Source organism: Brevundimonas sp. KH_025 (genome assembly GCF_057839885.1).
In genome coordinates this window covers 650,048-668,584 of the sequence record NZ_CM174501.1, presented here as the reverse complement: position 1 = coordinate 668,584, position 18,537 = coordinate 650,048, and the positions used below count along the sequence as shown (strand labels likewise).

Below are 18,537 nucleotides of genomic sequence, written 5' to 3'. Positions count from 1 at the left end.
CCGGCGCGCTCTAGCGGGCCTTCTTCCTCAGCCACATGGCGGCGTCGGCTTCGGACAACCAAACCTCGGGGTCGGTCTGCCCCGCATAGGGCCGCACCCCGAACGAGCCGCCCAGGGCGGCGCGCTCGCCCTGCCACTGGAAGCCGTCGGCTTCGAGCGTTTCCGCCAGACGCCGCGCCTTGTCGCGCCCTTCCTCGACCCCGGCGTGCAGCAGCAGAAGCGCGAACTCGTCGCCGCCCAGCCGCCCGACGGCGTCGGATTCGCGCACGTTCTCCAGCAGCAGGTCGGCGACCCGCATCAGGGCGGCGTCCCCGGCGGCGTGGCCCAGCCGGTCGTTGACGCCCTTGAAGCCGTCCAGATCGAGATAGAGCAGCACCGCCTGAACCTCGTGACGGCGGCAGAAGGCCATGCTGCGGTTCAGCACCGTCATGAAGCCGCGCCGGTTCAGCGCCCGCGTCAGCACGTCATGGTCAGCCAGGGCCTCGGCCGCCTCGGCGCGAGCGGTCAGGGCGGCGACTTCGGCGCGCAGCCGTTCGATCTCGGCGTGCAGATCGGTCTCTGCAGTCGGTTCGGCCACGTCGGTCAAGTCAGGCTCCGATATCGCGAATCGCGGGCGACTCAGGCCCTCGCGACGATAGGGATTCTAGCGACCTTGGTTGCGGGCGCAACGCGCGTGCTGTAACGGGCCGCTTTCCGTGTGGGGAGCCTTCGCGCATGACCGCCTCGACGCCACCTGTCGCCATCATCATGGGCAGCCGTTCCGACTGGCCGACCATGAAGCTGGCCGCCGACCGCCTGGACCAACTGGGCGTCGCCTGGGAAGCCAAGGTCGTCAGCGCCCACCGCACGCCCCAGCGCCTCTATGACTTCGCCACCAATGCAAAAGCGGTGGGCCACAAGGTCATCATCGCCGGCGCCGGCGGCGCGGCCCACCTGCCCGGCATGGCCGCCTCGATGACCGACCTGCCCGTGCTGGGCGTGCCGGTCCAGTCCAAGGCGCTGAAGGGCATGGATAGCCTGCTCTCCATCGTCCAGATGCCTGGCGGCGTGCCCGTCGCCACCCTGGCCATCGGCGAGGCGGGCGCCGCCAACGCCGGCATCCTGGCCGCGCAGATCTTGGCCCTGTCGGACCCGGCCCTTGCCGAACGCCTCAGCGCCTTCCGCGCCGCCCAGACCCTATCCGTCGCCGAAACCGTCGAGGACTAATGCCCCAGCTGCCCCTGAGCCCCGGATCGACCCTCGGCATTCTCGGCGGGGGCCAGTTGGGCCGGATGCTGAGCCAGGCCGCCTCGCGCCTTGGCTTCGACGTGGTGATCCTCGATCCCCAGCCGGACTGCCCGGCCGCCCGCGTCTCGCGCGCCCAGATCACCGCCCCCTATGACGATCCCGACGCGCTTCAGGCCCTGGGCCGTCTGTGCGACGTCGTCACCTTCGAGTTCGAGAACGTCCCGGCCTCGTCGGTCGAGACCCTGGCCGAGGCCGGCGCCCTGGTCGCGCCGGGACCGACGGCTTTGGCGGTCGCTCAGGACCGGGTGGACGAGAAGACCTATCTGAACGCCGTCGGCGCCGTGACCGCCGACTTCGCACCCGTCACGACGCTGGACGACCTGACCGCCGCCATCGACCGCCTCGGCCTGCCCGCCGTGCTGAAGACCCGCCGCGAAGGCTATGACGGCAAGGGTCAGGTCTGGATCCGCGACGCGGCCGACGCCGAAGCCGCCTTCGACGCCATCGGCCGACGCCCCGCCGTTCTGGAGGCCGCCGCCGTCTTCAACCGTGAACTGTCGGTGATCGCCGCACGCGGCCACGACGGCGCCGTCGCCGTCTATCCTCTGGGCGAGAACATCCACGCCAACGGCGTGCTGAAGACCACCCTGGCCCCCGCCGCCGTCGATGCGAAAACGCAAGGCCGCGCCCATGAGATCGCCGCCGCCGTCCTCGACGGCCTCGACTATGTCGGGGTCATGGGCATCGAGCTGTTCGACATGGGTGAAGGCGTGCTGCTGGTGAACGAGATCGCCCCGCGCGTCCACAACACCGGCCACTGGACCCAGGACGGCTGCGTCTGCGACCAGTTCGAGCAGCATATTCGCGCCATCGCCGGCTGGCCCCTCGGCCCGACCGAGGCCCACGCCCGCATCGAGATGACCAATCTGCTGGGCGACGAGGTCGATCAGTGGCGGGCGCTTGCCGCCGAGCCGAACGCCCGCCTTCATCTCTACGGCAAGCACCAGGCCCGCGCCGGACGGAAGATGGCGCACGTGAACCGGGTGCTAGACAGGCTTTAAGCACCTTCGCAGAGGTCCGCGCCTACCTCCTTGGCAGCTTCGAGTAGCTCTTCGCGGGTGCTGAGGCGCTGCGGAGAGATTGTGATCAGTCGATACCCGTTACCCGTATCTCCAAGGAGAAAGGTGCGCCCGTAATCGTGCCTGATCTCGGCGTGCTGGATACCTTGAACTTGAATCCTGCGCCCTTCGAATTGACCGAGCAACACACGCCGGACACTCAGGTCGACACGCCAGGGCCAGCGAATAACGATGACGTCCGGATCAGACTCCGGCAACGGCAATGGAATTTGCTTCAGGATGCGCCCTTCGAAGGCGAGACTTACGCAAACCTCAGGAGCAGGAACCCAGTTGGATGGTGGCTCCTGCGCGTCCATCAATCCTTCGCCCCATAGCGCAACCGCCCCAGCGCATCCGTGACCGCCTTCAGCGGGGCGTCGAAATCCTTGCCCGCCTTCCACTTCTCGAAGGCCATGACGTTCTCGATGCGGCGGGCGACGAAGGCCTCAGCAGCCTCCTTGCCGTCGAACCAGCGCATGGTCAGGGCGGGGATCAGGATGCCGCCCAGGATGGCGCGCTTGGAATAGTGGTTCTGGTCCGTCGCCGTGTCCCCGGCCCAGCGCCACAGGTGGTCGGCGCTCTCCCAGGCCAGTTTGAAGCCCAGGTCGATGTTAGTCGGCAGACTGAGGAAGCCGGCGCAGCGCTTGGCCGCCTCCACGTCCTGCGCCCCCGCCTCCATCCGCGCCGAGACAGCGGCGGCGATTCGTTCGCGAATCTTCATCGTCTCCGGCGGCGTGGCCTCCAACGCCTTCAGGGCCCGCGAATCGTGACGCCGCGACAGCAGCACGGCCAGGTCGCGCGCGCCGTTCGGCAGCAGCAGCTCCTCGTCCCCCAGCGACAGGCCGTTGGCCTCACAGGCCGCGCGGACCAGACGGCTGTTCCAGCCCAGCACAGGCGCGCGCTCTATGGCGGCGTCCAGGACGGCCTGCTCCATGCGAGAGGCCCAGTCGAGTTTGGGGGCGGCGTCGGCGGTGTCGGTCATATCCCCAGAATAGTCCTGTCCTCCGGGCTTTTCGACCCATCACGATTGCCTGTGTCGATCTGGACAGGCCCCCGTGCGTCGTGTATCAGCGCGCCTTCATCCGAGAGCCCTGTCTTTCGGGAGAGGTTTTTATTTTGTCTGCCCGTCTCCCTTCGAAAGGACGCGGCGGGCGGCCAAAGGAGAGATAACCCTGGTTCAGATTTTCGTCCGCGACAACAACGTCGATCAGGCGCTCAAGGCCCTGAAGAAGAAGATGCAACGCGAAGGCAGCTTCCGTGAAATGAAGCGCCACGTGCACTTCGAAAAGCCGTCGGAAAAGCGCGCCCGTCAAAAGGCTGAAGCTGTCCGTCGCGCCCGCAAGCTGGCTCGCAAGCGCGCCCAGCGCGAGGGCCTGCTGCCGGCTCCGAAGCCCCGTACGCCGGGCGGCCGTTAATACGGCCCCAGCCTCGGCTGAAAGATCAAGGCCCGCCCCGGGAAACCGGAGCGGGCCTTTTCTTTGGCTGACAGGTCGGACGAGAGGCCTAGAAGACGCCGACGGCGGCGTCGGCCCAGATCAGCAGCACGGCCAGGGCCAGGCCGGCGCCGATCACCAGCCGCCACGTCAGGCTCCGCGTCGCCCTCACCGCCAGTTCGAACAGCAGCCCCGCCCCGATCAGCAGGGCCCCGGCGAAGGCGAAGTCGGCGGCATCCCACGCCACCTCCCGCGTGAACTGCATGGCGACTAGCGGCGACAGCAGCAGCACCGCGATCAGCCCCCACAGCGCCGGCCGCCAGTGCGCGGCCGCTTTTGCAAAATCAGTCATGGCTCACCTCACGATGTGAAACGCCGCTGGATGAACGGGCGACGAGGCGCGAGGTTCACGCCCGCCGCCCCGCAGCTCACCCTGCCCCGCGCACCGCGCCGAGAAAGCTCTTCCAGTTCAGCTTCACGTCCGACAGGGCGCCGGCGCGGAACGCCCGCCCCGCGACCCAGACCATCAGGGCGGCGAACAGGAACATGCCGATCAAGGCGCCGATGATCTCGATCAACGGCGGCTCGCTGGGCGCGCGCGCGGCCATGACGAAGGGGGTGAAGGGCGGGATCAAGCTCATCACCTTGACCACCGTCGCGTCCGGCGTGCGGATGGCCATCTGCATGACCAGCAGCGGCACGAACAGCACCATCATGATCGGCCCCATCAGGGTCTGGGCGTCGCGCGGGGTCTCGCAGAAGGCGCCGATGGCCGCGAACAGGACCGCGTACATCAGATAGCCGCCGACCATGAACAGCAGGAAGTAGATCAGCAGGCCGTTGCTCATCAGCACCGAGCCGATGTCGCGCGCCATGTCGGGCGCCGCGGCGAACAGGGCTCCGCCGCCCAGACCGCCCCAGGCGACCAGCACCGTCAGGGTCAGCAGGGCCACGCCCAGCACCTTGCCGGTCAGGATCTCGGTCGCCGAGGCCGAGGACAGCAGGACCTCCAGGATCTTGTTCGACTTCTCCTCCATCACGCTGTTCAGCAGGATGGAGGCGCCGGTGATGATCAGCGACCACAGGATGAAACCGACCGCCAGCCCGACCACGGTCGGCAGCTTGTCGCGGAACGAGACCTCGCCGCCCGACGCCGCCTTGGGCGAGAAGACGGACAGATCGGGCCGGAAGCGGTCCGTCTGGGCCACCACCGCCGGGTCGATGCCGCTGGCGGCGAAGACCCGATGGCGGTTGGCGTCCTTCAGCGCATCGCGGACAGCGTCCTCGACCGCGTCGTCGGTGGCGCGGGCGGTCCAGACGCGGGCGGCGGGCTGGCCGTTCGCCTCGGTCAGGAAGACGACGGCGCTCAGCTTCTGGCCACCCTCGGGCGCTTCATCGCTGACAAAGCGCCGGGCCAGGGCGTCGCGCGCCTCGCCCGGCGCTGCGGCCATGATCTCGGCCGGCGGCGCGACCAGGGTCATGCTGCGCTTCGGCGTCTCGAAGGCGGCGCCGGCGCGGGGCGCCTCGCGCTTCAGCGCGGCGATGCCGGCCTCGAAGCCTTCGCTCTCGGCGACCTGTCGCACCCGGTTGCCTCCGGCCACGCCCGCTTCCGGGATGGCGGCCATGCGCAGGGCGCTGATGTCGCCCTTGGCCTGTTCATTCTCCAGGGCCTGCCGCACGGCGGCGGCCACGCCCGACCCGGCCGGGGCCTCGTCCACCAGGGCCACCTGCCGCACGGGTTCGGCGTTTTTCATCAGCAGGGGAATGGCCCCGCCCAGCACTCCGAACAGGGGGAAGGCCAGCAGCGACAGCCAGAAGCCTACGGTCTTGGCATAGGCCATGAACTCGCGGCGCGCGATCAGAAGGGTGCGGTTCATCGGGCGGCCTCCGCCTTGAGAGCATCACGGGCGCCATCGCGGGCGACGCTCTGGTCTTCGTCGGGATGGTCGCCGGTCAGGGCGATGAAGGCGTCGTGCAGGGTCGGCTCCTTGATCTGGAAGCGCCGCACGTCCAGCCCGGTCAGGAAGGCCGACTTCAGCGCCTCCTGCCCGCCCGCGCCCTGCGCCAGTCCGGCGCGGAGCGTGCGCGCGCCGTCGTGGTCGTTCAGCACCTCGACGCTAGAGACGCCCGGCAGGGCCGACACGGCGGCGTGGTCCAGCGCCCCCTCCAATTCCAGGAAGCGCGGCGAGGTCGCGCGCGCCTGATCCACCGTGCCCTCGAACGCCTTCTTGCCGCGCGCCAGCAGCACCACCTTGTCGCACAGCCGCTCGGCGTGCTGCATGACGTGGGTCGAGAACAGGACGGTCGCGCCGTCGGCGGCCAGCGCCCGGATCATGGCCTCCAGTCCCTGCTGGTTCATCGGGTCGAGGCCCGAGAAGGGCTCGTCCAGGATCACGAACTCGGGCCGGTGCACGACCGAGGCGATCAACTGGACCTTCTGGGCCATCCCCTTGGACAGCTCCTTCATCTTCTTCTTCTGGGCGTCGCCCAAGCCCATCTGCTCCAGCATCTCGCGGGCGCGCTTGCGCCCTTCGGGCGCGGGCAGGCCCTTCAGCCCGCCGAAGAAGGCGATGGCGTCCACGGGCGTCATCTTCTTGTAGAGGCCGCGTTCTTCCGGAAGGAAGCCGATCCGGTCGCGCACCTTGCGCCCGTCGTCGGCGCCCAGGATCTCGATCCGGCCCGAGGTCGCCGACTGCAGACCCAGGATCATCCGCAGCGTCGAGGTCTTGCCCGCGCCATTGGGGCCGAGGAAGCCGCAGATCGTGCCCTTCCCGACCTGGAAGCTCAGGTCGGAAACCGCCTGAAAGCCCCCATACTTCTTGCTGATTCCGTCCAGCGTCAGCGCTGCGTCCATGCCGTCCCCCTACAAGCGTCGGATGAGAATCCTAGCGGCGGGGGACGGTTGATGGAAAGGGTATTTTACATTACGAATTGGTCATGTTCGACGCGCGGTCACGCCGGAGCCCGGACCTTCACGTCAAAGCTCTGGCCGAGAACCTTGGTCGGGTTCACCTGGGCGCCGTTGCGGCGCACCTCGAAATGCAGGTGCGGGCCGGTCGAATAGCCGGTCGAGCCGACCAGGCCGATGCGCTGGCCCGACGCGACTTCCTGACCCGAGTGCACGTCGATGCGGCTGAGGTGGCCATAGACGCTGCTCAGGCCGTTGGGGTGCTTCACCTCGATGAAGTTGCCGTAGCCGCCGGCCTGGAAGCCGGCGCGGATCACCCGTCCCTCGGCGGTCGTATAGACGCTGACGCCCTTGGGCGCGGCGATGTCGACACCCTTGTGCGCGCGCGCCTTGGCCTCGATGGCCAGCTTGCGCAGACCAAAGGCCGAGTTGATGCGATAGCCCTTCACCGGGGCCTCGAACATGACCTTGCGGGTGACGGGACCGGCGGGCTTGGCGACAGCCTTGACCGGCGGCGCAGCGGGCGCGGACAGGTCTTCGATCTTGTCGGGCGCCGGACCGGCGGCGCCCAGGGGCGCGCCGGCCATGGCCAGGACTGCGGTGACGGCGACGACGCCGGTCTGGCCGAAACGAATGACGAACGGCCTCACGGCCGGGGGAAAAATACGCATACTATACAAAGGCTCCGGTCTCGCTCGATGAGCGGGAGGGGGCCGTCGTGTTCACGCGGAATAGGCAGCGCGGGTGGCGAGAAACTCAGTCGCCGACGGCCGTGTGTGACCGTCTTTTGCCATCACACCGGGACGCGAATGGGGCGCACGAGGGGCGACAAGGCGTCGCACCGAGGGAACCGAACGCCTCGACCCGAACGAAAGAGGCCGCGCGACGTGCGCCGCGCGGCCCCTCCCCGTCTTGCCGGACGCCTTACAGCGGCAGGGTCAGTTGCACCCCGCCCATGTGGCTGTCGGCCTGATCGCCGAAGCGGCCCTTGTAGCCGATCGAGACCTTGAGACGGTCCATCACCGTGCCCTCGATGCCCGCAGAGGCCAGGAACTGCCCGCCCCAGGGCATTTCGACGTCGCGCGCCAGGACCTGGGCCGGGTTGCCGGAGATGCCGGTGCGGACCGCGTCGCCGTCGTCGCTCAGCGTGTCGCGATAGCCGCCCTCGGCGTAGAAGTGGAAGCGGTCGATCCCGCCTTCGGCCCTCAGGACGATCTCGGCGGTCGCGCCCTGCACCGAACGGTCCTGATAGGCGTACTGGGCCGCCGGTCCCTGCTCGGTAAAGCCGTCCACGTCGCTGTTGATCCAGGCGACGGCGGCGCGGGGCGACAGGGCGACGCCGCCCATGTCGAACCACATCCCGCCCTGCAGGCGCGCGCCCGTGCTGACGCCACGGGTTGAACCTGTGTGCACCACCGGGGCCAGCGACGTCAGGCGGCTGATGTCGTTGAAATCGTCCTGGGCCGCGCCCACAGCGGCGTTGACGAACAGATCGCCCGAGCGCCAGCCGCCGTAGAGATCGATGCCGAAGCTATCCAGATCGACGTTCACGACGCCCGCGTCCACGTCGGCGTTGCGATAGCTGCCGGCCAGGCCGAACTTCATCGTCTCATTGCCCGACTCCAGCGCAATCCGCACGCCGTATCCGTCCGAGGTCGCCTCGCCGATCGCGCCGCGCGCGTCGGTCTTGGTCCGATCCGCCAGCGCTGCGACCGAGATCGCAGTCCCCGCCGTCCAGGCGTCGCGCCCCGACAGGCCGGCGGTCGAACCGTCCAGCGCATCCTCGCGGTGCCGCCACGCCGTCTCGCCCAGGACGGCGGTCTGCGAGCCCAGATCGCCATAGTAGAGATAGTCGTTGGCCAGGCGCGCCATCACGGCATGGCCCTTGGCCGTCGGATGCACCCCGTCGAAGTAGAAGTAGTCGTTGGGGTTGGCGCAGACCGTGACGCCGTTGAAGCAGGGCTGGGTGACATTGGTCACGCCGAAGGCGCTGGGATTGGCGGCGATGACGTCGCCGATCTTGAACAGGTCCATCATGATGATGTTCGAGCCGGGCCGCGCCGCCGCCGTGGCGTTCAGCCCGGTCAACAGGGCGCCGTTGAAGGTCGTCACCGCATAGTCGGCCAGGGGCGCCGCGGGCGAGGTCCGAAACTGCGGCGTCAGGCTGAGCTTGGGCAGGTTGGTGACGAGGATGGTCCCCGCCCCCGCCTGGGCCACGCTGCCGACGATGAAGTTGATGTCCGCCGCAGCGGCCAGCGAGACCGGCGCGATGCTGCCCTGCGGATTGGTCGAGGCGCCCGCCGCCGGCAGGCCCTGGAAGATGTTGTTGGCCCCGCCCAGGATGCTGACCAGGTCCCTGGCCCCGAACACGCCGCCTCGCGACTGATACTGCGCCAGTTGCACCCGCATCCCCATCGGCGAGGCCTGGCTGTCGGTGCGCGCGCCGCCGAAGGCGTAGTTGATGCTGCCCGTCACCGGCCCCATGAAGTTGGAGGCCGTAAAGCCCAGCCGCTCGGTGAAGACCGGCCCGTTGGAGAATCGCCCCTGGAAATAGGGCGGCGAGGTCGGGGTCGTATTGCCGGTCGCCAGATAGAGGTTGCCGTTGTCGGACAGGCTGTCGCCGAACACGACCAGTCGATTGTAGCTCTGCGCCCCGGCGGCGCTTGCCGTCGAGACGGCCGCCAGGGTCAGGGCGGCCAGGGCCGCTCCGCGAAGAAGACGAGACATCGTTATTCCTCCCTCGACCGTCAGTATGCGGCCGTTATCCGGCAGTCTGCGCTGCTTTGCCGCAAGCGCAAGATGCCGTTAGGGAAGCTGAACAGCGATCAGTGAAGCATGCGGAACCGGACTGTGCCCGGCAGGTCACGCAAGGCCTTCAGCACCTCGGGATCATAGTCGCGGTCCACGTCGGTGATGACGTAGCCGGTGCGCTCGTCCGTCTTCAGGTGCTGGCCCAGGATGTTGAGGCCCGCCGCCGACAGGGCGCGGTTCAGTTCGGCCAGAACGCCCGGCTGGTTCCTGTGGATGTGCAGCAGACGGTGGGCGCGCGACACCTCGGCCAGCTGCACGTTCGGCAGGTTGACGCAGAAGGTGGTGTCGCCCCGGTTCAGATAGCCCAGCAGCCGCTCGGCCGCGAACTCGGCGATGGCTTCCTGCGCCTCCTCGGTCGAGCCGCCGATGTGCGGCGACAGGATGACGTTCTTCAATCCGCGCAAGGGGCTGTCGAACGGGTCGGCGTTGGTGCGCGGCTCCTCGGGGAAGACGTCGACCGCCGCCCCGGCGATCCGGCCCGACTTCAGCGCCTCGGCCAGGGCGTCGACGTCGACGACGTGACCGCGCGACAGGTTCAGAAACAGGGCGCCCGGCTTCATCTTGGCCAGTTGGGCCGCGCCGATGACGTCCGCGTTGTCCTTGCGCCCGTCGACGTGCAGGCTGACCACGTCGGCCTCGGCCAGCAGGGCGTCCAGCGAGCGCATCCGCCGGGCGTTGCCCAGGGCCAGACGTTCCGACAGGTCGTGGAAGATGACCCGCATCCCCAGCCCCTCGGCCAGGACCGACAGCTGCGAGCCGATGGCGCCGTAGCCGACGATGCCCAGGGTCTTGCCGCGCAGCTCGCGCGAACCGGTGGCGGACTTGTTCCATTCGCCCCGGTGCATGGCCGCCGACTTGTCGGCCACGTCGCGCATCAGGACGATGGTCAGGCCGATGGCCAGTTCGACCACCGAGCGGGTGTTGGAATAGGGGGCGTTGAACACGGCCACGCCGTGCTCGGCGGCGGCCTCCAGGTCGATCTGGTTGGTGCCGATGCAGAAGGCGGCGATGGCCAGCAGGCGATCGGCCTGCTCCAGCACCCGCGCGCTGACATTGGTCTTGGAGCGAATGCCAAGCACGTGCACGCCCTTGATCGCCTCGATCAGGTCGTCCTCGTCCAGCGCGCCCTTCATCGTCTCGACGGAATAGCCCGCCTCCTCCAGCCGTTCGACGGCGGCGGGGTGGATGTTCTCCAGCAGCAGCATGCGGATGCGGTTGCGCGGATAGGACCAGCGGCCCGACACGCCCTCGGCGAACAGGACCTCATCCAGCGAGGCGGCGGTCGCGTCGGCGACCTCGATCACCTTCTGGCGGCTGACGACCTCGGTGAAGGCGTAAAAGCGGTCGGCCGCGCCCTCCAGCTTGACCTCAGCGTCGGTCCAGCCGTCGCCGACCATGACCACGGGTCCGGTCAGGTTCAGCGCCTTGATGACCTCGGGCTTGCCGTTGTCGCGCGACAGGGGGTTGGCCTCGTCCACGCCCGTGACCCGGCCCTCGGCATCATAGATCAGGTCGTTGCACAGCAGATGGTCGGCGGCGATTCCCAGCCGCGCGGCCAGCGGCGCGATGATCTCGCGGAAGCCGCCCGACAGGATATAGACCCGCTCGGCGTGGCGTTCGAAGAAGTCGACGTTGCGCCGCACCGAGGCGCTGGCCTCGTCCAGGATCCGGTCGCTCAGGGCCTCGACATGGCTTCGGGTCAGGGACAGCAGGTCCAGGCGACGGCGCAGGGCCGTGCCGAAATCCACCTGCCCCGACATGGCCTGATCGGTCAGGGCTGCGATCTCGGCCTTCCTGGCCGCCGCATCGGGCGCATCGGACAGGGCGATTTCGGCGAGCGCTTCGAGCGTCTCGATACGCACCAGGGTGGAGTCGAAGTCGAAGATGAAGACAGGCGAAGTCATGCCCCGGACCTAGCCCACCTTCGCACTTGCAGCAATGAAAAGGGGCGCCAGAGCGCCCCCTCCCGCATGAATTTTCCAGCAGAGCTCAGAATTTGCCGAAGCCGCGCGCCCCCTCGCCCTTGCGTCGGCTTTCCAGCGCGGCGGCGCCGATGGCGGCCGCGATGGTGGCGACCGCCAGCAAGGCCCCGCCCTCCTTGGCGTGGTCGCGGGCGAAGTCGCCGGCGTCCTCGGCGTAACGGCGCGCCTGTCTGGCGTAGCCTTTCAGCGGCTTGCGCGACTTCTTGCCCGAACGGTGCAGCCAGTGTTCGGCCCGCGCCCGGGCGTCTTGACCGAAGCGCCCCGCGCGCTCGCTGGCGTAGTCGCCCAAGTCGGCGGCGCGGTGGGTCAGGTCGTCGGCGCCGTGGCGCACCCCGCGCGCGATGTCGTCAAAGCGGTGGCGCAGGGCCTCGGCGTCGAACCAGCCGCGCGGATGGACCCGCTCGCGCGGGCCGGAGCGCTGATTCAGCAGCAGGGCGGCGATTCCCACCCCCGCCAGCACGGCGACGACGCCGGCGGCGATGCCGGGGTGTTTGCGGACCTCGTCCACGGCGTTGAACTGTCGAACCATCGGCAACCTCTTCTTGTCGAAACTACTGTCGTCAGGGACAGGAGCGAACCGCGCCGGAAGAGGTTCCGCTGTAAACGGCCAAGCTGCAAGCGGATGACGCGCCTTCCCGCCGCCCCTTACCAAGCGGGGATCGTCTCCCTATGTTGCGCCGCTTCCGACAGTTTCGCCTTATTCAGGATCTTCGCCGTGACCGATCACGCGCCCGCCGCACAGCCCATCGCCGCCCCCGCCGACGACCTCGCCGCCGCCTTCCAGATCGAAGGCTGGCCGGTGCGCGGCCGCCTGGTGCGGCTGGGCGAGGTGGTGGACAAGATCCTGTCGGCCCATGACTACCCCGAGCCGGTCGCCGCCCTGCTGGGCGAGGCCTGCGTCCTGGCCGGCATCGTCGGCTCGGCGCTGAAGTTCGAGGGTCGCCTGATTGTTCAGGCCCAGGGCGACGGGCCGGTGCGCTATGTCGTGGCCGACTACGACACCGCAGGCACGCTGCGCGGCTTCTGCCGCTTCGACCCCGAAGAGGTGGCCAAGGCGTCGGAAGGCTTCGCCCGTCCCGGCGCGCAGACGCTGCTGGGCAAGGGCGTCTTCATCATGACCATCGACCGGGGCGAGGACTTTGAGCGCACCCAGGGCATCACCCCGATTGACGGCGAAAGCCTGTCGCTGTGCGCCGAGCACTACTTCACCCAGTCGGAGCAGGTGCCGACCAAGGTGCGTCTGGCCGTGGGTCAGGTGACGACCGAGGCCGGCACCTCGTGGCGCGCGGGCGGGGCCATGATCCAGGTCATCGCCGGCGACGAGGCTCGCGGTTCGACCGAGGATGTGTGGGAGCGCAGTCGCGCCCTGTTCGCCACCCTGGGCGACGACGAACTGATCGACCCGACCATCAGCGCCGAGACCCTGCTGTATCGCCTGTTCCACGAGGACGGCGTGCGGCTGGAAGGCGCCAAGACCCTGGCCGCCGTCTGCCGCTGCTCCAAGGACCGGATCGTCGCCGTCATGCAGTCCTTCCCGCAGGAAGACCGCGCCGAAATGATCGAGGACGACGGCAAGATCCGCGCGACCTGCGAGTACTGCTCGACCGTCTATGAGATCGACCCAGAAGAGATCGCGAGCTGAGGCAAGGTCTTTCCTCCCCATTCCATGGGGAGGTGGATCGGCCGCGCCAGCGGTCGAGACGGAGGGGGCGGCGCCGTCGCCGGCCGGTCAGACGCCTGAAACTTCTAACGTCGCGCCGCCCCCTCCACCACTTCGTGGTCCCCCTCCCCACAAGTAGGGAGGAAAGGCGTAGCGCCCAGCATCCCGTGCCTAGCTGTTCAGATCCAGCGAATAGCCCGCCGAGCGCACGGTGCGGATCGGGTTGACCGTGCCTTCGACGTTCAGGGCCTTGCGCAGGCGGCCGACGTGGACGTCGACGGTGCGGGCCTCGACATAGACGTCCGAGCCCCAGACGGCGTCCAGCAGTTGTTCGCGGCTGAACACCCGGCCCGGGTGCTTCATCAGATGGTCCAGCAGACGGAACTCGGTCGGGCCGAGGTGGACCTCCTTGCCCGCGCGGCGGACGCGGTGGGCCACGCGGTCGATGACGATGTCGGCGTGGTTGATGCGGTCGTCGGCCAGGCCCGGACGGATGCGGCGCAGAACGGCGCGGATGCGGGCCGTCAGCTCGGTCATCGAGAAGGGCTTGGTCATATAGTCGTCGGCGCCGGTGTCGAGGCCGCGCACGCGGTCGGTTTCCTCGCCGCGCGCCGTCAGCATGATGATCGGCAGGTTGCGGGTCTCGGCCCGGCCGCGCAGGCGGCGGCAGACCTCGATGCCCGACAGCTTGGGCAGCATCCAGTCCAGCAGCACCAGATCGGGCAGGCGCTCGTCGACCTGCAGCAGCCCCTCCTCCCCGTCCGCCGCCACGGTGACGTCATAGCCTTCCTTCTCCAGATTGTACTGGAGCAGGGTGGCCAGGGCGTCCTCGTCTTCCATCACCAGAATATAGGGTTGCACGTCAGGCTCTCCGGTCGGTCGAAGTCGTCAGCAGTAGTGGAAGTCAGTCGTCCGTCAGATCGGACAGCGGGGTCGCGACGTGCGGCGTGGGCGAGGGCTCCTCGCCGGGGCCGGGCACGGCCTTGGGCCGCTCGCCCAGCATTTCCTCGCCGGTGATCTCGTAGTGGACCGTCTCGGCGATGTTGGTCGCATGGTCGCCGATCCGCTCCAGGTTCTTGGCCATGAACAGCAGATGGGTGCAGGCCGTGATCGTGCGCGGGTCGCCCATCATGTAGGTCAGCAGCTCGCGGAACAGGGCGTTGTAGTGCTCGTCCACCTCGTCGTCGGTGCTCCACACCGACAGGGCGCGCTCGATCTCCGACGCCGTATAGGCGTCCAGCACGTCGCGCAGGCGGGTCGAGACCAGCCGGCCCATCCGCTCGATGGAGCGGGTCAGGGGCTGCATCGGCTCGCCCTCGGCCAGGATCAGCGCCCGCTTGGCGATGTTCTTGGCCAGGTCGCCGGTGCGCTCCAGATCGGAAGCCAGCTTCATGGCCCCCAGGGTGCGGCGCAGGTCCGAGGCCACCGGCTGACGCAGGGCGATCAAGCGGATGGACTTCTTCTCGATGTCGCGATGCAGGGCGTCGAGGCGATTGTCGCGTTCGACCACCGCCTTGGCCAGCGCCACGTCGCGGCGGGCGACGGATTCGATGGCGTCCGCGACCTGCGCCTCGGCCAGACCGCCCATGCGGACGACCTCGGCCGTCAGCTGGTTCAGTTCGTCGCCGTAAGCCTTGACCGTATGCTGGTTCATGCTCGCGCCCTTAGCCGAAGCGGCCGGTGATGTAGTCGAGCGTGCGGCGCTCGCGCGGATTGGTGAAGATCTCTTCGGTGTCGCCGGTCTCGACCAGCTTGCCCATGTGGAAGAAGGCCGTGCGTTGCGAGACGCGGGCCGCCTGGGCCATCGAGTGGGTGACGATGACGATGCAGTAGCGCTCGCGCAGTTCGTCGATCAGCTCCTCGATCTTGGCCGTGGCGATCGGGTCCAGCGCCGAGCAGGGCTCGTCCATCAGGATGACTTCGGGTTCGACCGCGATGGCGCGGGCGATGACCAGACGCTGCTGCTGGCCGCCCGACAGGCCGGTGCCCGGCGAGTGCAGACGGTCGGCCACTTCGTCCCACAGACCGGCGCGCTTCAACGCCTTCTGGACGATGTCGTCCAACTCGCCCTTGCTTGAGGCCAGGCCGTGAATCTTCGGCCCATAGGCGACGTTCTCATAGATCGTCTTGGGGAAGGGGTTGGGCTTCTGGAACACCATGCCGACCTGGGCGCGCAGCAGCACGGGGTCGATCTTGCGATCGTTGATGTCGCCGCCGTCCATCTCGATCACGCCGGTGACGCGGCAGCCCGGGATGGTGTCGTTCATGCGGTTCATGGTCCGCAGGAAGGTCGACTTGCCGCAGCCCGACGGGCCGATCAGGGCCGTGACGGTCTTGTCCGGGATGTCCAGCGAGACGTCGAACAGGGCCTGCTTGTCCCCATAGAAGACCGAGACGTCGCGCGCGGCGATCTTGATCGGACCCAGGGGCGCCGAGGCGTGGGCGCCGACGATCGGGGCGGTCGACAGGCTGGCGCCTCCGGCGCCGCCGCCGTCGGCCTGACCATCGGGAGCGCGGAAAATATTGAACTTCATAAGACTTACCACCGGCGTTCGAACCGCCGACGCAGCAGGATCGCGGCGGCGTTCATGACGATCATGAAGGCGAGGAGCACAAGGATGGCGGCGGCGGTCCGCTCGTGGAACGCGCGCTCCGACGCGTTCTCCCAGATGTAGATCAGCGAAGGCAGGGCGCCGACCGGCTCGTCGATGGCGTGGGGCACGCCGGGGACGAAGCTGATCATGCCGATCAGCAGCAGGGGCGCCGTCTCGCCCAGGGCGTGGGCCATGGCGATGATCGAACCCGTCATGACGCCCGGCATGGCCAGGGGCAGGACGTGGCCGAACACCGTCTGGGTGCGGCTGGCGCCCATGGCCAGGGCGGCCTCGCGGATCGAGGGCGGCACGGCCTTCAGCGACGAGCGCGTGGCGATGATCACCGTCGGCAGGGCCATCAGGGCCAGCACCAGACCGCCGACCAGCGGGCTGGCGCGCGGCAGGTGCAGGAAGTTGATGAACAGGGCCAGACCCAGCAGGCCGTAAACGATCGACGGCACGGCGGCGAGGTTGTTGATGTTGACCTCGATGATCGCCGTGATGCGGTTGCGCGGCGAATATTCCTCCAACCACACAGCCGCGCCGACGCCGACCGGAATGGCGATCAGAGCCGTAACCAGCAGCATCAGGGCCGAGCCGACGACGGCGCCCAGCAGGCCCGCCAGTTCCGGCTGGGTCGAGTCGCCCTTGGTGAACAGGGCGCTGTTGAAGTGAGCGCGGACCGCGCCCGACGCCTTCATCCGGTCCAGCCAGGCCATCTGCTCGTTGCTGATGCGGCGCTGGTCCTCGGGCGTGGCCTTGGAGACCTCGCCCTTCAGATAGAGGTCGGCGTTGTCCGCCAGGGGCGCCGCGACCGGCACCGTCTGGCCCAGCAGGCTGGGCTGGCGCGAAATCATGCCCGCCGCCTGGAACTTCAGCTCCGACGAGAACAGGGCCTTCATGGCGGCGGCCTTGGAGCCTTGCGCGTCGTCCTGAATGCCCAGACGGCGCAGCTGCTGTTCGGCGACGATCTGCTCGAAGTTAGCGCCCTGAGGATAGGCGCGGTCGATGCGCGACGCATCCATATAGACCGGCAGGGTCACGCTATGGCTGTAGAAGGCGGTGCGGCCCTGCATGATGATGCTGCCGAGCAGGATCACCAGGAAGACCAGGGCGAAGCCGATGGCCGCGCGGCCGTACCACTTGAAGCGGGTCTCGCGCGCGTAGCGGCCGCGCAGACGGGCTTGCAAACGCTGGGTGCGCGGGCTGACGCCGGTCATGGTCTGCCCCACAGGGTTCTGGGCGGCGTCAGTCATACTGTTCCCGATAGGCTTGCACGATGCGCATGGCGACGATGTTGAGCAGCAGGGTGACGACGAACAAGGTCAGGCCCAGTCCGAAGGCGGCCAGCGTCTTGGGGCTGTTGAACTCCTGGTCGCCGGTCAGCAGGGTGACGATCTGCACCGTCACGGTCGTGACCGTGTCCAGCGGGTTCAGGGTCAGCTTGGCGGCCAGACCGGCGGCCATGGTCACGATCATGGTCTCGCCGATGGCGCGCGACACGGCCAGCAGGAAGGCCCCCGCGATGCCCGGCAGGGCGGCCGGCAGCAGCACCTTCTTGACCGTCTCGGACTTGGTGGCGCCCATGGCGTAGGAGCCGTCGCGCAGGGACTGCGGCACGGCGTTCATGATGTCGTCGGACAGGGAGCTGACGAAGGGGATCAGCATGATCCCCATGACGGCGCCGGCCACCAGCGCCATCTGGTTCTGCACCAGCAGCAGGTATTGGCCGATGCCGTCCAGCGGCCCGCCGGCCAGCCAGCCGCCGATGGTGTTGAAGAAGACGCGGAAGGCCGGGCCGACGGTCAGGGCGGCGAAGAAGCCGTAGACCACGGTCGGCACGCCCGCGAGAACCTCGAGCATGGGCTTGACCACGGCGCGGGTGCGGCGACCGGCGTATTCCGACAGGTAGATGGCCGAGAACAGGCCGATCGGACCGGCCACCATCATGGCGATCATCATGATCAGGAAGGTGCCCGCGAACAGGGGCACGGCCCCAAAGGCGCCCGACGAGCCGATCTGGTCGGCGCGGATCGCCATCTGCGGGCTCCACTTGGTCCCGAACAGGAATTCCGTGATCGGCACCGAGTTGAAGAAGCGCAAGGAGTCCCACACCAGGGAGAAGATGATCCCCACGGTCGTCAGCACCGCCACCGCCGAACAGGCGAACAGGACGATGCTGATCCAGCTCTCCACCCGATTGCGCGCGCGCAGGTCGGGACGGATGCGGACGAAGACGAAGACGCCGCCCAGGACAGCCGCGATCAGGGCCGCGACGCCGCCGCCCCAGCTCAGGGCCGACGAGATGCGGTGGGCGCGGCGGCCCTCGGCCGGCAGTTCCTCGGCATAGGGCGCCGGCCAGATCTGCTGGGCTTCAAGACCGTCGCCGATGCGGCGCGCGTCCGAGAAGAAGGCCTCGCGACGGAAGGGCTCCAGTTGGGTGACGCTGTCGGGCGCGCCGGCCGCCAGCATCTGGCGCTCCAGCGGGGCGGAGAAGATCGAGGCGGCGATCAGCACGACCAGGGCCGGCACGCCGACCCAGATCAGGGCGTAGAGGCCATGCTGGCCGGGACGCGAATGGGCCTTCACCCCCGCGCTGCGGCGCGTCGCCAAAGCGCGCCCGCCCAGATAGGCGAGCACCGAGAAGGCGATCAGCAGTAACAGGAAAATCCAGATCATCCGGGTCCGTGCGCGCGTGAATCATTAACGTGCCGGGTCCGGCGCGTTTCGGCCGGGAAACTGCCTGCGATTGGCGAGCGGATTAAGACGGCCGCGTGACAGTTCTGTTACGACGCCCATCCTTC

At 68.4% G+C, this 18,537-nt stretch carries 19 protein-coding genes; 4 read left to right on the top strand and 15 right to left on the bottom strand.

The genetic code is table 11. The features are described 5' to 3' along the window. Positions 1-10: 10 nt before the first annotated feature. Complete coding sequence (locus tag AC3IS2_RS03380; RefSeq protein ID WP_489200088.1) at positions 11-577, bottom strand: GGDEF domain-containing protein; 567 nt, start codon at positions 575-577, stop codon at positions 11-13. Between the two features lie 137 nt (positions 578-714). Here AC3IS2_RS03380 and purE point away from each other — a divergent pair, with 137 nt between their 5' ends. Both purE and AC3IS2_RS03370 read left to right on the top strand, forming a co-directional pair. Further along, positions 715-1,206, top strand: coding sequence for a 5-(carboxyamino)imidazole ribonucleotide mutase (gene purE, locus AC3IS2_RS03375; protein ID WP_489199267.1), 492 nt, complete (start codon positions 715-717; stop codon positions 1,204-1,206). Continuing rightward, positions 1,206-2,288: a 5-(carboxyamino)imidazole ribonucleotide synthase gene (locus tag AC3IS2_RS03370; protein WP_489199266.1), complete on the top strand. Its 1,083-nt coding sequence runs from the start codon at positions 1,206-1,208 to the stop codon at positions 2,286-2,288. Before purE ends, AC3IS2_RS03370 begins: the two co-directional genes overlap by 1 nt. Here the strand turns inward: AC3IS2_RS03370 and AC3IS2_RS03365 are convergent. After that, on the bottom strand, positions 2,285-2,662 hold the full coding sequence (locus AC3IS2_RS03365; protein ID WP_489199265.1) for a hypothetical protein: 378 nt from the start codon (positions 2,660-2,662) through the stop codon (positions 2,285-2,287). The two genes, AC3IS2_RS03370 and AC3IS2_RS03365, sit on opposite strands and share 4 nt — an antisense overlap. After that, positions 2,662-3,327 carry a COQ9 family protein gene (locus AC3IS2_RS03360; RefSeq protein ID WP_489199264.1) on the bottom strand — a complete coding sequence of 222 codons (666 nt, stop codon included), beginning with the start codon at positions 3,325-3,327 and terminating at the stop codon, positions 2,662-2,664. Before AC3IS2_RS03360 ends, AC3IS2_RS03365 begins: the two co-directional genes overlap by 1 nt. Before the next feature lie 190 nt (positions 3,328-3,517). Here AC3IS2_RS03360 and rpsU point away from each other — a divergent pair, with 190 nt between their 5' ends. After that, positions 3,518-3,760, top strand: coding sequence for a 30S ribosomal protein S21 (rpsU, locus tag AC3IS2_RS03355; protein ID WP_105562988.1), 243 nt, complete (start codon positions 3,518-3,520; stop codon positions 3,758-3,760). An 88-nt stretch (positions 3,761-3,848) separates the two neighbouring features. Here rpsU and AC3IS2_RS03350 read toward each other — a convergent pair whose 3' ends face one another. The 7 genes from AC3IS2_RS03350 to AC3IS2_RS03320 all read right to left on the bottom strand — a co-directional run bounded on the left by AC3IS2_RS03350 (position 3,849) and on the right by AC3IS2_RS03320 (position 12,008). Next, positions 3,849-4,130: a hypothetical protein gene (locus tag AC3IS2_RS03350; protein ID WP_489199263.1), complete on the bottom strand. Its 282-nt coding sequence runs from the start codon at positions 4,128-4,130 to the stop codon at positions 3,849-3,851. Between the two features lie 76 nt (positions 4,131-4,206). Next, entirely contained in the window at positions 4,207-5,655 is a 1,449-nt protein-coding gene (locus AC3IS2_RS03345) for an ABC transporter permease (RefSeq protein WP_489199262.1), read from the bottom strand. Next, on the bottom strand, positions 5,652-6,632 hold the full coding sequence (locus AC3IS2_RS03340; protein WP_489199261.1) for an ABC transporter ATP-binding protein: 981 nt from the start codon (positions 6,630-6,632) through the stop codon (positions 5,652-5,654). The genes AC3IS2_RS03345 and AC3IS2_RS03340 overlap by 4 nt, the downstream gene beginning before the upstream one ends. A gap of 98 nt (positions 6,633-6,730) precedes the next feature. Then, positions 6,731-7,357 carry a M23 family metallopeptidase gene (locus tag AC3IS2_RS03335; protein WP_489199260.1) on the bottom strand — a complete coding sequence of 209 codons (627 nt, stop codon included), beginning with the start codon at positions 7,355-7,357 and terminating at the stop codon, positions 6,731-6,733. 253 nt (positions 7,358-7,610) lie between these two features. After that, complete coding sequence (locus AC3IS2_RS03330; RefSeq protein ID WP_489199259.1) at positions 7,611-9,413, bottom strand: autotransporter domain-containing protein; 1,803 nt, start codon at positions 9,411-9,413, stop codon at positions 7,611-7,613. 98 nt (positions 9,414-9,511) lie between these two features. After that, positions 9,512-11,401 (bottom strand): phosphoglycerate dehydrogenase, encoded by a 1,890-nt coding sequence (gene serA, locus AC3IS2_RS03325; RefSeq protein ID WP_489199258.1) that lies wholly within the window; start codon positions 11,399-11,401, stop codon positions 9,512-9,514. Between the two features lie 85 nt (positions 11,402-11,486). Next, positions 11,487-12,008: a hypothetical protein gene (locus AC3IS2_RS03320; protein ID WP_489199257.1), complete on the bottom strand. Its 522-nt coding sequence runs from the start codon at positions 12,006-12,008 to the stop codon at positions 11,487-11,489. A 186-nt stretch (positions 12,009-12,194) separates the two neighbouring features. Between AC3IS2_RS03320 and AC3IS2_RS03315 the strand changes: the two genes are divergently transcribed. Continuing rightward, positions 12,195-13,121 (top strand): Hsp33 family molecular chaperone, encoded by a 927-nt coding sequence (locus AC3IS2_RS03315; RefSeq protein ID WP_489199256.1) that lies wholly within the window; start codon positions 12,195-12,197, stop codon positions 13,119-13,121. A 189-nt stretch (positions 13,122-13,310) separates the two neighbouring features. Here the strand turns inward: AC3IS2_RS03315 and phoB are convergent, their stop codons facing one another. From phoB to pstC, 5 genes are read right to left on the bottom strand one after another with little or no spacing between them, the layout of a single operon-like run. Further along, positions 13,311-14,000: a phosphate regulon transcriptional regulator PhoB gene (gene phoB, locus AC3IS2_RS03310; protein WP_105562885.1), complete on the bottom strand. Its 690-nt coding sequence runs from the start codon at positions 13,998-14,000 to the stop codon at positions 13,311-13,313. Between the two features lie 43 nt (positions 14,001-14,043). Further along, complete coding sequence (phoU, locus tag AC3IS2_RS03305; protein ID WP_489199255.1) at positions 14,044-14,793, bottom strand: phosphate signaling complex protein PhoU; 750 nt, start codon at positions 14,791-14,793, stop codon at positions 14,044-14,046. A 10-nt stretch (positions 14,794-14,803) separates the two neighbouring features. Beyond that, positions 14,804-15,673: a phosphate ABC transporter ATP-binding protein PstB gene (pstB, locus tag AC3IS2_RS03300; RefSeq protein WP_489199254.1), complete on the bottom strand. Its 870-nt coding sequence runs from the start codon at positions 15,671-15,673 to the stop codon at positions 14,804-14,806. 5 nt (positions 15,674-15,678) lie between these two features. Beyond that, on the bottom strand, positions 15,679-16,989 hold the full coding sequence (gene pstA, locus AC3IS2_RS03295) for a phosphate ABC transporter permease PstA (protein WP_489199253.1): 1,311 nt from the start codon (positions 16,987-16,989) through the stop codon (positions 15,679-15,681). Next, positions 16,982-18,412 (bottom strand): phosphate ABC transporter permease subunit PstC, encoded by a 1,431-nt coding sequence (gene pstC, locus AC3IS2_RS03290; protein ID WP_489199252.1) that lies wholly within the window; start codon positions 18,410-18,412, stop codon positions 16,982-16,984. Before pstC ends, pstA begins: the two co-directional genes overlap by 8 nt. Positions 18,413-18,537 lie beyond the last annotated feature (125 nt).